At 67.4% G+C, this 15,206-nt stretch carries 12 protein-coding genes; 6 read left to right on the top strand and 6 right to left on the bottom strand.

From position 1 onward, the window contains the following. Nucleotides 1-82: 82 nt before the first annotated feature. From EA796_RS20445 to EA796_RS20420, 6 genes are all read right to left on the bottom strand, one after another. Nucleotides 83-2,038 carry an acetoacetate--CoA ligase gene (locus EA796_RS20445; protein ID WP_122109937.1) on the bottom strand — a complete coding sequence of 652 codons (1,956 nt, stop codon included), beginning with the start codon at nt 2,036-2,038 and terminating at the stop codon, nt 83-85. Nucleotides 2,039-2,282: 244 nt separating this feature from the next. Then, a complete protein-coding gene (locus EA796_RS20440) occupies nt 2,283-3,182 on the bottom strand; it encodes a hydroxymethylglutaryl-CoA lyase (RefSeq protein WP_122109936.1) in 900 nt (299 codons plus the stop codon). A gap of 181 nt (nt 3,183-3,363) precedes the next feature. Further along, entirely contained in the window at nt 3,364-5,298 is a 1,935-nt protein-coding gene (locus EA796_RS20435; RefSeq protein ID WP_122109935.1) for an acetyl/propionyl/methylcrotonyl-CoA carboxylase subunit alpha, read from the bottom strand. Further along, a complete protein-coding gene (locus EA796_RS20430; protein WP_122109934.1) occupies nt 5,295-6,095 on the bottom strand; it encodes a gamma-carboxygeranoyl-CoA hydratase in 801 nt (266 codons plus the stop codon). Before EA796_RS20430 ends, EA796_RS20435 begins: the two co-directional genes overlap by 4 nt. 109 nt (nt 6,096-6,204) lie before the next feature. Further along, nucleotides 6,205-7,812, bottom strand: a complete 1,608-nt coding sequence (locus EA796_RS20425; protein WP_122109933.1) for a carboxyl transferase domain-containing protein — start codon at nt 7,810-7,812, stop codon at nt 6,205-6,207. 69 nt (nt 7,813-7,881) lie between these two features. Then, nucleotides 7,882-9,045, bottom strand: coding sequence for an isovaleryl-CoA dehydrogenase (locus EA796_RS20420; RefSeq protein ID WP_122109932.1), 1,164 nt, complete (start codon nt 9,043-9,045; stop codon nt 7,882-7,884). Nucleotides 9,046-9,258: 213 nt separating this feature from the next. On the opposite strand from EA796_RS20420, the gene EA796_RS20415 reads away from it, so the two are divergent. The 6 genes from EA796_RS20415 to EA796_RS20390 all read left to right on the top strand — a co-directional run bounded on the left by EA796_RS20415 (nt 9,259) and on the right by EA796_RS20390 (nt 14,891). Continuing rightward, nucleotides 9,259-9,840, top strand: coding sequence for a peroxidase-related enzyme (locus tag EA796_RS20415; protein WP_122109931.1), 582 nt, complete (start codon nt 9,259-9,261; stop codon nt 9,838-9,840). Nucleotides 9,841-10,130: 290 nt separating this feature from the next. After that, nucleotides 10,131-10,907 carry an ABC transporter ATP-binding protein gene (locus EA796_RS20410; RefSeq protein WP_122109930.1) on the top strand — a complete coding sequence of 259 codons (777 nt, stop codon included), beginning with the start codon at nt 10,131-10,133 and terminating at the stop codon, nt 10,905-10,907. Beyond that, a complete protein-coding gene (locus EA796_RS20405; protein WP_122109929.1) occupies nt 10,904-11,626 on the top strand; it encodes an ABC transporter ATP-binding protein in 723 nt (240 codons plus the stop codon). The genes EA796_RS20410 and EA796_RS20405 overlap by 4 nt, the downstream gene beginning before the upstream one ends. 94 nt (nt 11,627-11,720) lie before the next feature. Next, nucleotides 11,721-12,935 (top strand): ABC transporter substrate-binding protein, encoded by a 1,215-nt coding sequence (locus tag EA796_RS20400; protein WP_122109928.1) that lies wholly within the window; start codon nt 11,721-11,723, stop codon nt 12,933-12,935. 61 nt (nt 12,936-12,996) lie between these two features. Further along, nucleotides 12,997-13,884 (top strand): branched-chain amino acid ABC transporter permease, encoded by an 888-nt coding sequence (locus tag EA796_RS20395; RefSeq protein ID WP_122109927.1) that lies wholly within the window; start codon nt 12,997-12,999, stop codon nt 13,882-13,884. Between the two features lie 2 nt (nt 13,885-13,886). Continuing rightward, entirely contained in the window at nt 13,887-14,891 is a 1,005-nt protein-coding gene (locus tag EA796_RS20390) for a branched-chain amino acid ABC transporter permease (RefSeq protein ID WP_122109926.1), read from the top strand. Nucleotides 14,892-15,206 lie beyond the last annotated feature (315 nt).

Raw genomic sequence — 15,206 nt, 5'->3', positions numbered from 1 at the left:
CGCGGCGCGGGGACTGCAAGGGTGTGAGCCCAATGGCGGCATCGTTCGGCTCGTCGCCTGGCGTGGATAGGGCGTGTTGCGGCTATTGCCGCAGCTGCGGCAGGTCGCGGAACAGCTCCAGCGCCTGCGGGTTGGCCAGGGCATCGGTGTTCTTCACCGGGCGGCCATGCACCACGTTGCGCACCGCCAGCTCGACCAGCTTGCCGCTGATGGTGCGCGGGATATCGGCCACCGCAACGATCTTCGCCGGCACGTGACGGGCGGTGGTGTTAGCCTGGATCACCTGGCGGATCTCGCTTTCCAGCGCCTCATCCAGCACCACGCCCTCGCGCAGGCGGACGAACAGCACCACGCGCACATCGCCAGCCCAGTCCTGGCCGATGGCGATGGATTCCAGCACCTGCGGCACCTTTTCCACCTGGCGGTAGATCTCCGCGGTGCCGATGCGCACGCCGCCCGGATTCAGCACCGCATCGGAGCGGCCGTGGATCACCAGGCCGCCGTGCACGGTTTCCTCGGCGTAGTCGCCATGGGCCCAGACGCCGGGGAAGGTGGCGAAATAGGCAGCGCGGAATTTCTCGCCGCCTTCGTCGTTCCAGAAACCCAGCGGCATCGAGGGAAAGTGCCGGGCGCAGACCAGTTCGCCTTTCTCGCCGGTGACCGCCTGGCCACTGTCGTTCCATACCTGCACGTCCATGCCCAGGCCCTTGCACTGCAGCTCGCCGCGCCACACCGGCAGCACCGGGTTGCCGAGGGCGAAGCAGGAGACGATATCGGTGCCGCCGGAGATGGACGACAGGCACAGGTCGGTCTTGAAATCGCGATAGACGAAGTCGAAGCTCTCGTGGGCCAGCGGCGAGCCGGTGGAGAGAAGCGCCTTCAGGCGTTGCAATTTGTGCGTTTCGCTTGGCTTGGCGCCGGCCTTCTGCAGCGCGGCGAGGTACTTGGCGCTGGTGCCGAAGATGCTGATGCCCTCGGCATCGATCAGCTCGATCAGGCGTTCGGGCCCCGGATGGAAGGGCGAGCCGTCGAACAGCACCAGGGTGGCGCCGAGGGCCAGGCCGGAGACCAGCCAGTTCCACATCATCCAGCCGCAGGTGGTGTAGTAGAACAGGCAGTCGTTGGCCGTCAGGTCGGTGTGCAGGCCGAGTTCCTTGACGTGCTGCAGCAGGGTGCCGCCCACGCCGTGGACGATGCACTTGGGCACGCCGGTGGTGCCGCTGGAGTAGAGGATGTACAGCGGCTGGTCGAAGGGCACGGCGGTGAACTCGGGCTCGCCGCCGGGCTGGTAGAAATCCTGCCATAGCGCGATCCGGGCCTGGGTGCTGAAGTCGGCGGGCTTCGCCTCGGGCCGGGAGTAGGGCACGACGACGAGTTGCTCCAGGCTCGGCAGGCGTTCGAGGATTTCACCCAGCTTGGCGGTCAGGTCCAGGTTCTTGCCGGCGTAGCGGTAGCCGGCGGCGGCGATCAGCACCTTGGGCTCGATCTGGCCGAAGCGGTCGATCACCCCCTGGGTGCCGAAGTCCGGCGAACAGGACGACCAGGTGGCGCCGAGGCTGGTGGCGGCGAGCATGCCGACCACGGTCTGCCAGGTGTTGGGCATAAAGGCCGCGACCCGGTCGCCGACCCCCACGCCGGCCTCGCGCAGGCTGCGCTGCAGGCCGGCGACATGGCCGGCCAGCTCCAGATAGCTGAGCTGCTCGCGGCTGCCGTCTTCGCCTACGGCCACTAGCGCCGGATGCGGGTCGCGGCGGCGCAGCAGGTGTTCGGCGAAATTCAGCCGGGCGCCGGGGAACCAGTCGGCGTCGGGCATGGCCGGGCCCTCGCGCAGCACCTGCTTGGCGGGCGCGCTGAAGCGGATCTCGAAAAAATCGACGATGGCCTGCCAGAAGGCCTCGCGCTGTTCGATGCTCCAGGCGTGCAGGGCCGGGTAGTCGGCCAGGTCGAGGCCGTGGCGCCGGTTGATCAGGCGGCGGAAGGCATCCAGGCGGGTAGCGGCGATACGTTCCGCGGAGGGCGTCCAGAGAGGCTGCTGCATGGCCGGTCCTCGTCGTTGCTTGTCGGTACTTTCTACCCTAGCGCAAGCGGGCGGGGTTGCCTTGACGCGCAGCGACGCTTATCGCCACGCGACCGACTTTCTGCCGTAGTGACGCCACCACGGCAACTGGCGCGAAACGCAAGGTGGCTCGGAGCGTAGGGTGGATCACGCTTCACCGATCCACCATGGCGTGACACCGTGGTGAGGATTGGTGGATGAACAAAGCGTCATCCACCCTACGGGCTTATCGGTTCAGGCGGGCGCGTGCCACCCGCGAGCCGTTGGCCTTGCCCAGCACCTCGCAGATGCGCTGGCCGGCGGCGATCAGCTTGTCCATGTCGATGCCGGTGTCGATGCCCAGACCTTGCAGCATGTAGAGCACGTCCTCGGTGGCGACGTTGCCGGTGGCGCCCTTGGCATAGGGGCAGCCGCCGAGCCCGGCGACCGAGCTGTCGAACACATGGATGCCTTCGAGCAGGCTGGCGTAGATATTGGCCAGCGCCTGGCCGTAGGTGTCGTGGAAATGTCCGGCCAGCAAGTGGCGGGGGATCTCGCGGCCGACCACGTTGATCAGGTGGCGGGTCTTGCCCGGCGTGCCGGTGCCGATGGTGTCGCCGAGGGAAACCTCGTAGCAGCCCATGGCGTACAGCTCGCGGGCGACGCTGGCGACCTGCGCTGGGTCGATCTCGCCGTCGTAGGGGCAGCCGAGCACGCAGGACACATAGCCGCGCACGCGCACCTTGGCGGCCTTGGCCGCCTCCATCAGCGGCACGAAGCGCTCCAGGCTCTCGGCGATGGAGCAGTTGATGTTCTTCTGCGAAAAGGCCTCGCTGGCGGCGGCGAATACCGCCACTTCCTCGACCTCGGCCTGCAGGGCGGCCTCGAAGCCTTTCAGGTTTGGCGTCAGCGCGGCGTAGGTGACCCCCGGCTGGCGCTGGATAGCGGCGAACACCTCGGCGGAGCCGGCCATCTGCGGCACCCATTTGGGCGAGACGAAGCTACCAACCTCGACATAACCGAGGCCGGCGGCGCTCAGGTCGTCCACCAGGCGCACCTTGTCGGCCACGCTGATCGGCTGCTTCTCGTTCTGCAGGCCGTCGCGCGGGCCGACTTCGACCAGGCGTACGGATTTGGGCAGGCTCATCGGGGTTCCTCGTATGTATCCGTTGTCATCGCGCGTGCGCGGTGGCGTAGGGTGCGCCGTGCGCACCATGGGGTTTGGCTATCTTAGGGCGCTTGCTGCGCATGACGCACGACAGCGTAGGGTGGATGTCGCTTTTTACATCCACCAACGCAGCCGTTGGTGCGCATGGCGCACCCTGCGGCTACTCGAGCTCCACCAGCACCGCGCCGTCGCTGACCAGCTCGCCTTCGCGGCAGTAGATGGCCTTGACCGTACCGGTCTCGGGCGCGCGGATGCTGTGCTCCATCTTCATCGCCTCCAGCACCACCAGGGCGGTGCCGGCCTCCACGGCCTGGCCCGGCTCGACCAGCACGCGGACGATGCTACCGTTCATCGGCGCGGTCAGGCCGCCGTGCTGATGATGGCTGGCCTCGGCGGCGGCGATCGGGTCGAAGCGGCTGACCGCGTGCAGTTCGCCCTGCCACTGCAGATACAGGGTGTCGCCCTGGCGGATCGCGGGCAGGCGCTGCTGCGCCGCGCCGGGCACCAGCAGGCTGTCGCCCTGCAGCTGTGCCTGGCCGCTGGCGCGCACCTTGCGGCTGCTGCCCTGGCAGCTCAGGTGCAGTTCGATCTCCGCCGGGCCGCCGCTGCGCCAGCCGCTGCGCGCGGCCCAGGGCGAATGGGCATCGTCGGCGCGACGGCGCGCGGCTTCGCTCTGGATAAAGGCATCGGCCGCCAGCTGCCAGAAGGCCTCCGGCAGCTCGCTGGGCGGTGGCAGCAGCTGCGCCTCGTGGCGCGGGATAAAGCCGGTGTCCAGCTCGGCGGCGGCGAAGGCCGGATGGGCCAGCACGCGACGCAGGAAGGCCAGGTTGGTCTTGACCCCGCCGACCAGGGTTTCGTCGAGCATGGTCAGCAGGCGCAGGCGCGCTTCCTCGCGGTTCTCGCCCCAGGCGATGACCTTGCCGAGCATGGGGTCGTAGAAGGGCGAGACCACATCGCCCTGGGCCACGCCGCTGTCGGTACGCCGGCCGGGGCCGGCGGCAGCTTCGCGGTACAGCTGCAGGGTGCCGGTAGCCGGGAGGAAGTCGTGGTCCGGATCTTCCGCGTACAGGCGCACCTCGATGGCGTGGCCGTTAAGCGGCACCTGCTCCTGGGCGATGGGCAGCGCCTCGCCGCGGGCGACGCGAATCTGCCAGGCCACCAGGTCCAGGCCGGTGATCAGCTCGGTGACCGGGTGTTCCACCTGTAGGCGGGTGTTCATCTCCATAAAGAAGAAGTCGCCGCGCTCGTCGAGCAGGAACTCCACTGTGCCGGCGCCGACGTAGCCGATGGCCTGGGCGGCCTTGACCGCCGCCTCGCCCATGGCGCGGCGCAGTTCGGGTGACAGGCCGGGGGCGGGGGCTTCTTCCACCACCTTCTGGTGGCGGCGCTGGATCGAGCAGTCGCGCTCGTTCAGGTACAGGCAGTGGCCGTGCCGGTCGGCGAATACCTGGATCTCCACGTGGCGCGGCTTGAGTACGTATTTTTCCACCAGCATGCGCGAGTCGCCGAACGACGACTGCGCCTCGCGCTGCGCGCTGGCCAGGGCCTCGGCCAGCTCGCTTTCGCGCTCGACCACCTTCATGCCCTTGCCGCCACCGCCGGCAGCGGCCTTGAGTAGCACCGGGTAGCCGATGCGCTCGGCGGCCTGGCGGAAGGTGTCGATATCCTGCGCTTCGCCGTGATAGCCGGGCACCAGCGGCACGCCGGCGGCCTCCATCAGCGCCTTGGCCGCCGACTTGCTGCCCATGGCGTCGATGGCCGAGGCGGGCGGGCCGAGGAAGATCAGCCCGGCTTCTTCGATGGCGCGGGCGAAGCCGGCGTTTTCCGAGAGAAAGCCGTAGCCGGGGTGGATGGCCTGGGCACCGCTGGCCCTGGCCGCGTCGATCAGCTTGTCGATCAGCAGGTAGCTTTCCGCCGGCTTGGCGCCGCCCAGATTCACCGCCAGGTCGGCCTCGCGCACATGCCGCGCGTTGGCGTCGATGGCGCTATGCACCGCCACGGTACGGATGCCCATGGCCTTGGCCGTGCGCATCACGCGGCAGGCGATCTCGCCGCGGTTGGCCACCAGCAGGGTGTCGATAGGCTTGAGGTTCATGCTTGTTGCTCCTGCCAGGCGGGCGTGCGTTTTTCCAGGAAAGCGCGCAGGCCTTCCTGGCCCTCGGCGCTGACGCGCAGACGGGCGATGGCGTTCTCGGTATAGCGGCGCAGAGCCGGCGTCAGCTCGCCGCTGCCGACTTCGCGCAGCAGGTCCTTGCTGGCGCGCATGGCCTGCGGGCTATTGAGCAGCAGGTTGGCGATCCAGGCCTCGGCCTGGGCATCGAGCTCGGCGGCCGGGCAGGTTTCGGCCAGCAGGCCCAGCTCGCGGGCACTCAGACCGTCGAAGCGTTCGGCGGTCAGCGCGTAGCGCTTGGCCGCGCGCTCGCCCAGGGCCTGAACCACGAAGGGGCTGATCACCGCCGGGGCCAGGCCGATACGCACCTCGGACAGGGAGAACAGGCTGTCCTCGGTGCCGATGGCCATGTCGCAGCAACTGACCAGGCCCACCGCACCGCCGAAGGCCGCGCCCTGCACCACGGCCAGGGTGGGGATCTTCAGGGCAGCCAGGTTGTACATCAGCTCGGCCAGCTCGCGGGCGTCATTGAGGTTGGCGTTGTAGTCGAGCTCGGCGGCCTGCTGCATCCAGGCCAGGTCGGCGCCGGCGGAAAAGTGTTTGCCGCGGCCGCGCAGCAGCAAGAAGCGCAGGCTCTTGTCCTCGCCGACGGCGTCGAGGGCGAGGATCAACTCGCGGATCATCGCGGCGTTGAAGGCGTTGTTCTTCTCCGGACGGTTGAGCCACAGGGTGGCAAAACCGCGCGGGTCTTTTTCCAGTTGGATGGTGGTGAAGTCGGTCATGGTCATTCCGTAGGGTGCGCCGTGCGCACCGATACATTGGATTCGGTGTGGGAGGGGCTTCAGCCGCGACCTGTAGCGCGGTTGTCGCGGCTGAAGCCCCTCCCACGGATTACATGCGGAACACACCGAAACGGGTCGGCTCGATCGGTGCATTGAGGCTGGCCGACAGCGCCAGGGCCAGCACTTCGCGGGTCTGCGCCGGGTCGATCACCCCGTCGTCCCACAGTCGGGCGCTGGAGTAGTAGGCGTGCGCCTGCTTCTCGTACTGCTCGACGATGGGCTGCTTGAGGCGCTGTTCATCCTCGTCCGAATAGTGCTGACCGGCGCGCTCGGCCTGCTCGCGCTTGACCTGTACCAGCACGCCGGCGGCCTGCTGCGCGCCCATCACGCCGATCTTGGCGTTGGGCCACATCCACAGAAAACGCGGGTCGTAGGCGCGGCCGCACATGCCGTAGTTACCGGCGCCGAAGCTGCCGCCGATGATCACGGTGAACTTCGGCACCTGGGCGCAGGCCACGGCGGTGACCAGCTTGGCGCCGTGCTTGGCGATGCCGCCTTCCTCGTATTTCTTGCCCACCATGAAACCGGTGATGTTCTGCAGGAACAGCAGCGGAATGCCGCGCTGGCAGGCCAGTTCGACGAAGTGCGCGCCTTTCTGCGCCGACTCGGCGAAGAGGATGCCGTTATTCGCCAGGATCGCCACCGGGTAGCCGTCGATGCGGGCGAAGCCGCACACCAGGGTGGTACCGAACAGCGCCTTGAATTCATCGAACTGCGAGTCGTCGACGATACGGGCGATCACCTCGCGCACATCGAACGGCTGCTTGGCGTCGGCCGGGATCACCCCGTACAGCTCTTCGGCCGGGTAGCGCGGGGCGATGGGCACGCGGGCGTCGAGCTGGCCGAGCTTGCGCCAGTTGAGATTGGCGATTGAGCGCCGGGCCAGGGCCAGGGCGTGCTCGTCGTCGTCGGCATAGTGGTCGGCCACGCCGCTGGTCTTGCAGTGCACATCGGCGCCGCCCAGCTCCTCGGCACTCACCACTTCACCGGTGGCGGCCTTTACCAGCGGCGGGCCGGCTAGAAAGATCGTCGCTTGCTGGCGCACCATAATGGTCTCGTCGCTCATCGCCGGCACATAGGCGCCGCCGGCGGTGCACGAGCCCATCACCACGGCGATCTGCGGAATCCCCATTGCGCTCATATTGGCCTGGTTGAAGAAGATCCGACCGAAATGCTCGCGGTCGGGGAACACCTCGTCCTGGCGCGGCAGGTTGGCGCCGCCGGAGTCCACCAGGTAGATGCACGGCAGGCGGTTCTCACGGGCGATGGCCTGGGCGCGCAGGTGCTTCTTCACGGTCAGCGGGTAGTAGCTGCCGCCTTTTACCGTGGCGTCGTTGGCCACGATCATGCACTCGACGCCTTCGACCCGGCCAATGCCGGCGATCACGCCGGCGGCGGGCACCTCTTCGCCGTAGACCTCATGGGCGGCGAGCTGGCCGATCTCGAGGAACGGCGAGCCGGGATCGAGCAGGCGGTTGATGCGTTCGCGCGGCAGCAGCTTGCCGCGCGCGGTATGGCGCGCCTGGGCCTTCTCGCCGCCGCCTTCATGCAGGCGAGCGAGTAGGGTGCGCAGGTCGGCGACCTGCTCGAGCATGGCCGCGCTGTTGGCGGCGAACTCGGGGGAGCGGGTATTGATCTGGGTATGCAGGATGGCCATGGTCGCTTCCTGTAGGGTGCGTCGTGCGCACCCTACCGTTGTTTTGGTGCGCATGGCGCACCCTACGGATTATTTGGTCTCGTTGAACAGCTCGCGGCCGATCAGCATGCGGCGGATCTCGCTGGTGCCGGCGCCGATCTCGTAGAGCTTGGCGTCGCGCAGCAGGCGGCCGGCCGGGTACTCGTTGGTGTAGCCGTTGCCGCCGAGCAGCTGGATGGTGTCGAGGGCCATCCTGGTGGCCATCTCGGCGGTGTAGAGGATCACCGCCGCGGCGTCCTTGCGCGATTCCTCGCCGCGGTCGCAGGCCTTGGCGACGTTGTACAGATAGGACTTGGAGGCGTTCATGCCGGCGTACATGTCGGCCAGCTTGCCCTGCACCAGCTGGAATTCGCCGATGGACTGCTTGAACTGCTGGCGCTCGTGCACGTAGGGCAGCACCACGTCCATGCAGGCCGTCATGATCCCAGTCGGGCCGCCGGAAAGCACGGTGCGCTCGTAGTCCAGGCCGCTCATCAGCACGCGCACGCCGCCGCCTTCGACACCGAGGATGTTCTCTTCCGGCACCTCGCAGTCCTCGAACACCAGCTCGCAGGTGTTGGAGCCGCGCATGCCCAGCTTGTCCAGCTTCTGGTGGCGGGAGAAGCCCTTGAAGTCGCGCTCGACGATAAAGGCGGTCATGCCGCGCGAGCCGGCGTTGATGTCGGTCTTGGCGTAGATCACGTAGGTGTTGGCGTCCGGGCCGTTGGTGATCCACATCTTGTTGCCGTTGAGCAGGTAGCGGTCGCCGCGCTTCTCGGCGCGCAGCTTCATCGACACCACGTCGGAGCCGGCGTTGGGCTCGCTCATGGCCAGGGCGCCGACGTGCTCGCCGGAGCACAGCTTGGGCAGGTACTTGAGCTTCTGCTCGTGGGTGCCGTTCTTGCGGATCTGGTTGACGCACAGGTTCGAATGCGCGCCGTAGGACAGGCCGACCGAGGCGCTGGCGCGGCTGATCTCTTCCATGGCCACCACGTGGGCCAGGTAACCCATGTTGGTGCCGCCGTATTCCTCTTCCACGGTCATGCCGAGCAGGCCCATGTCGCCGAACTTGCGCCACATGTCCATGGGGAACTCGTTGTCGCGGTCGATCTGCGCCGCGCGCGGGGCCAGCTCGGCCTGGGCGAAGTGGTGGACCGCATCGCGCAGCATGTCGATGGTTTCACCGAGGGCGAAGTTGAGGCTGGGGTAGGTCATGGGGGGGGCACCTTGATTGTCGTTATCGGCGGGGCGATGGGTACAGGTTGGCAGGTTTCGTTGCTTTACGTTAACGTAAAGGTGACTTCGTCGCCTGTCAACTCCCGCGAGCAGGCGATCGACCGCGCCGAGGCTGTGCCCCGACCCGTCGCCGCCGGCTCTCTGGCAATAGGATCAGGCTTGCGGGACCACGACCACCATAAGGAACCTCCCATGAACGCCGCGATCAGCCGCTTTCCCATCCCCGACTCGCTCGACGAACTGCCGCCGGACGTGCGCGAGCGCATCCTCGCCGTGCAGGAAAAGGCCGGCTTCGTGCCCAACGTATTCCTGATGCTGGCGCACCGGCCGGAGGAGTTCCGCGCCTTCTTCGCCTACCACGATGCGTTGATGACGCGCGAGTCCGCCAGCCTGACCCCGGCGGAGCGGGAGATGATCGTGGTCGCGATCAGCGCCCGTCACGGCTGTCTGTACTGCGTGGTGGCGCATGGCGCGCTGCTGCGCATCTACGCCAAGGACCCGCTGCTGGCGGACCAGTTGGCGATCAACCCGCGCAGCGCGCCGCTGACCGAGCGCCAGCGCTCGATGCTCGACTTCGCCCTGCACGTCGGCCTCGAACGCGGCGGCCTGGATGATGACTGGCAGGCGCGTCTGCAGGCGGCCGGCTTCGACCTCGACGACATCTGGGATATCGGCGCCATCGCCGCCTTCTTCGGCCTGTCCAACCGCCTGGTGACCCTGGCCGGTACGCCGCCGAACGAGGAGTTCTACCTGATGGGGCGGGTGCCGCGCTGAGATCGCGGCGCCGGCCGGTCGCCTCAGTTGCGATATTTCCGCATAACCAACCAGTTTTTTTGTCCGGTATTAATTCATCCGCGCCTGCCTATACTCGGTTCCAGCTTGGCGGCCGGGTGTAGCCGCCGGCCAGCGCGGGGCAGGGCGGTGTGATCGCCTTCCCGTTTTTGCGTCCGTATGCGACCGAAAAGTCGGATCTAGACTTTCGTATGATGTTGTCGTTTACGTAAAGGTAATAACTTCTGCAGCGCCATAACCGAATAACAACAAGCAAGGTTAGAGGGCTCCTCATGTCACCAGAGTTCGTGTTGGAAACACGCGGCCTGACCAAGGAATTCCGCGGCTTCACCGCGGTGGACGCGGTCGATCTGCGGGTCAGGCAAGGGCACATCCACGCGCTGATCGGGCCCAACGGCGCCGGCAAGACCACGGTGTTCAACCTGCTCACCAAGTTCCTTCCCCCCAGCCGCGGCGAGATCCTTTACCAGGGCCGGCCGATCACCGGGCTCAAGCCCAACGAGATCGCCCGGCTCGGCCTGGTGCGCTCCTTTCAGATTTCCGCGGTGTTCGGCCATATGAGCGTGCTGGAGAACGTGCGCGTGGCGCTGCAGCGCAAGCTGGGCAATTCCTTCCACTTCTGGAAATCCGAACGCAGCCTGCGGGCGCTCGACGAGCGGGCCCGGCAGATGCTCGAGGAGGTCGGCCTGCTGGAGTTCGCCGAGACCCTGACGGTGGAGTTGCCCTACGGCCGCAAGCGCGCCCTGGAGCTGGCCACTACCCTGGCGCTGGACCCCAGCGTGCTGCTGCTCGACGAGCCGACCCAGGGCATGGGCAGTGAGGACGTGGAGATGGTCATCGGCCTGGTGCGCCGCGCTGCGGTGGGGCGCACCGTGCTGATGGTCGAGCACAACCTCAGCGTGGTCAGCCAGTTGTGCGACCGCATCACCGTGCTGGCGCGCGGGGCGATCCTCGCCGAGGGCGACTACGCCAGCGTGTCGGCCAACCCGCAGGTGCGCGAGGCCTACCTGGGCAGCGAGGCAGCGGCTATCGAGGAGGTGCAGTCATGACCAGCCTGCACGTGCCCGAATACGAGCAACTGCGAGTCAACGACCTGCACGCCTTCTACGGCGAGTCGCACATCCTGCATGGCATCGACCTGCTGGTGCGCCGCGGCGAGCTGGTGACCCTGCTCGGGCGCAACGGCTCGGGGCGCAGCACCACGCTGCGCGCGATCATGAACCTGGTGGGCCGGCGTACCGGCTCGATCGTGATCAACGGCAACGAGACGCTCGGCATCGCCGCGCACCTGATCCCGCGCCTGGGCGTGGGCTACTGCCCGGAGGAGCGCGGCATCTTCGCCAGCCTCAACGTCGAGGAGAACCTGCTGCTGCCGCCCATGGTGCGCAGCGGCGGGATGAGCCTGGACGAAATCTACGAGATGTTCCCCAACCTCTACGAGCGGCGCTTCAGCCAGGGCACCCGGCTGTCCGGCGGCGAACAGCAGATGCTGGCCATGGCGCGCATCCTGCGCACCGGCGCCAACCTGCTGCTGCTCGACGAGATCACCGAGGGCCTGGCTCCGGTGATAGTGCAGAAGCTCGCCGAGGTGCTGGTCAAGCTCAAGCGCAAGGGCCTGACCATCGTCCTGGTGGAGCAGAACTTCCGCTTCGCCGCGCCGCTCGCCGACCGCCACTACCTGATGGATCACGGCCAGGTAGTCGATGAGATCGCCGCCGCCGAGTTGGAGGCCAAACAGGACCTGCTCAACCGCTGTCTCGGCGTCTGAGCTTTTTCCCCGCAGTAAGCAGCACGGCGCGTTTCGGCGCGCCGGCTCGGGGTCGCTTTGCCCGTACAACAACAATAACGTGGAAGGTAACCAGATGAATCCGTTCCAGAAGACTGCAAGCGCCATCCTCGCCACCAGCCTGTTCGCCGGCGCCGCCCAGGCGCAGATCAGCGACGACGAAATCCGCATCGGCTACCTGGCCGACATGTCCGGTACCTACCGCGACCTCTCCGGCCCGGGCGGCCTCGAGGCGCTGAAGATGGCCGTCGAGGACTTCGGCGGCCAGGTCGACGGCAAGAAGATCGTGGTATTCAGCGCCGACGACCTGAACAAGCCGGATGTCGGCGCCAACACCGTGCGCCAGTGGGTCGATGAGCGCAACGTCGACATGGTCACCGGCATGGTCGCCTCCTCGGTGGTGCTGGCGGCGAGCAAGGTGGTGGAGCAGTCCGGCAAGCTGGCGCTGATCTCCGGCGCGGCGGCCTCCAGCCTGACCAACGAATTCTGCTCGCCCAACCATATCCACTGGACCTACGACTCCTACGCGCTGGCCAACGGCACGGCCAGGGCGGTGCTGGCCGACGGTGGCAAGAGCTGGTTCGTGCTGACCGCCGACTACGCCTTCGGCCACGCCATGGAAAACGACATCACCAAGGTGGTGGAGGGCGACGGCGGCAAGGTGCTGGGCAAGGTGCGCCACCCGTTCCCCAGCAGCGACTTCTCCTCCTACATCCTTCAGGCCCAGGGTTCCGGCGCCGACGTGATCGCCCTGGCCAACGCCGGCGCCGACACGGTCAACTCGCTGATGACCGCCAGCCAGTTCGGCGTCGCCCAGTCCGGGCAGAAGCTGGCCGGCATGGTGGTGTTTCTCAACGACATCCACGCCATGGGCCTGGACGTGACCCAGGGGCTGATGCTGACCACCGGCTGGTACTGGGACATGAACGAGGACAGCCGCGCCTGGGCCCAGCGCTACCACGCGCGCTTCGGCAAGATGCCGGGCATGGTGCCGGCGGGCATCTACTCGGCGACCCTGCACTACCTCAACGCGATCAAAGCCAGCGGCAGCGACGACGCGCAGACCGTGCGCGCGCAGATGATGGCCACCCCGGTCAACGACATGTTCGCCAAGAACGGCCAGATCCGTGCCGACGGCCGCATGGTCCACGATATGTACCTGGCCCAGGTCAAGACCCCGGCCGAGTCCAAGGGCGAGTGGGACCTGTACAAGATCGTCCGCACCATCCCCGGCGACGAGGCCTACCGGCCGCTGGCAGAGAGCCAGTGCAGGCTGGTGGCGAAGAACTGAGCGGCGCCATCACCCGGCCGCCAGCGGCCGGGTGTCACGGACTTCCAGCGGGTGAACAATCATGACAATGGTACTCGGCATCCCCCTGAGCGTTCTGCTCGGCCAGCTGCTCCTGGGCCTGATCAACGGCGCCTTCTACGCCTTGCTCAGCCTGGGCCTGGCGATCATCTTCGGCTTGCTCCGCATCATCAACTTCGCCCACGGTGCGCAGTACATGCTCGGCGCCTTCGCCGCGGTGCTCGGCCTGAGCTACCTGGGCGTCAACTACTGGGTCGCCCTGGTGCTGGCACCGCTGCTGGTCGGCGTCCTCGGCATGGCGATCGAGCGCGGCCTGCTGCGGCGCATCGCCGGTGAGGATCATCTCTACGGCCTGCTGCTGACCTTCGGCCTGGCGCTGATCGTCGAGGGTAGCTTCGTCAAGCTGTTCGGCGTCTCCGGGCTGTCCTACCCGATGCCGGAGCAGCTCAAGGGTGGCTACAACCTCGGCTTCATGTTCCTGCCCACCTATCGCGCCTGGGTGGTGGCGGCGGCGGTGCTGGTGTGCCTGGGTACTTGGTACATGATCGAGCGCACCCGTCTCGGCTCCTACCTGCGCGCCGGCACCGAGAACCCCAAGTTGATGCAGGCCTTCGGCATCAACGTGCCGCTGCTGATCACCCTGACCTACGGTTACGGTGCGGCCCTGGCGGCCTTCGCCGGTGTGCTGGCGGCGCCGATCTATTCGGTCACCCCGACCATGGGCGCCAACCTGCTGATCGTGGTGTTCGCCGTGGTGGTGATCGGCGGCATGGGCTCGATCATGGGCGCCATCGTCACCGGCCTGGCGATGGGCCTGATCGAGGGGCTGACCAAGGTGTTCTACCCCGAGGCGGCCAACACCATCGTGTTCCTGGTAATGGTGCTGGTGCTGCTGACCCGTCCCGCGGGACTCTTCGGTAAGGAGGCATGAGCATGACCAGTCTGCAGATCAAGCCCGCGCCGGTGGCGCACCCCCCGCAGGCGGTGCGCGAGCGCCGCCAGGCCGCCGCGCGGCGCCAGCGCTGGTTCTACCTGGCGCTACTGGGCGTCGCCCTGGTCGCGCCGCTGGCGGTGTACCCGGTGTTCCTGATGAAGCTCCTGTGCTTCGCCCTGTTCGCCTGCGCCTTCAACCTGCTGCTCGGCTACGCCGGCCTGCTGTCGTTCGGCCATGCGGCCTTCCTCGCCACCGGCGGCTACGTCACCGGCTACCTGCTCAGCCAGCACAGCGGGCTGGGCACCGAGCTGGGCATCCTCGCCGGCACGCTGGCCGCGACCCTGCTCGGGCTGGGCTTCGGCCTGCTGGCGATCAGACGCCAGGGCATCTACTTCGCCATGATTACCCTGGCCCTGGCCCAGCTGGTGTTCTTCCTCTACGTCCAGGCGCCGTTCACCGGCGGCGAGAACGGCCTGCACGGGGTGCCACGCGGCAAGCTGCTGGGGTTGTTCGACCTCGGCGACAACCTGACCCTGTACTACTTCGTGCTGGCGGTGTTCGTCTTCGGCTTCGCGGTCATCCAGCGCACCATCCACTCGCCCTACGGCCAGGTGCTCAAGGCGATCCGCGAGAACGAGCCGCGGGCCGTCTCGCTCGGCTACAACGTCGATGCGCACAAGCTGCTGGCCTTCGTCATTTCCGCCGCACTGACCGGCCTGGCCGGTGCCACCAAGACCGTGGTGTTCCAACTGGCCTCGCTGACCGACGCGCACTGGCACATGTCCGGCGAGGTGATCCTGATGACCCTGCTCGGCGGCGTCGGCACGCTGCTCGGTCCGCTGGTCGGCGCCGGCGTGGTGGTCACCCTGCAGAGCTACCTGTCCAACGGCCCGCTGGGCGAATGGGTGCACGTGATCCTCGGGGTGATCTTCGTGATCTGCGTGCTGCTGTTCCGCGCCGGCCTCGTCGGCTGGGTGCTCAAGCTGGCCCGCCGCAACTTCTAGTCACACGCCCTTGTCGCTCACGGCGCGGACTTCGGTCCGCGGCGCGGGCCTGCGTGTGCCGAATTCGCTCGGTCGAGCCTTCGACCGGGCCAGTCGCCACGGCCAGATCCGTGGCTAACGGGCCGGCTCCGTCGGCCTTCGCCGGGTCACGCCGCCGTGGGCTGTCTGGGAGACGGCGTGGCCCAACCAACAAGAAGAGAGAGCCATGTACCAACTTCGTCCCACCCAGCTGTTTATGCCGTCCGCCCTGGCCGCGGCCCTGGCGTTAAGTGCTCCGGCTTCGGCCGCCTTCGTCGACGACAGCAAGGCGGTGCT

Origin of the sequence: Pseudomonas sp. AOB-7, assembly GCF_003696305.1 — a bacterium.
Lineage (GTDB): Bacteria > Pseudomonadota > Gammaproteobacteria > Pseudomonadales > Pseudomonadaceae > Aquipseudomonas.
Note: the sequence above shows the minus strand (reverse complement) of the source record. Positions and strands in the feature narration are given on the sequence as shown.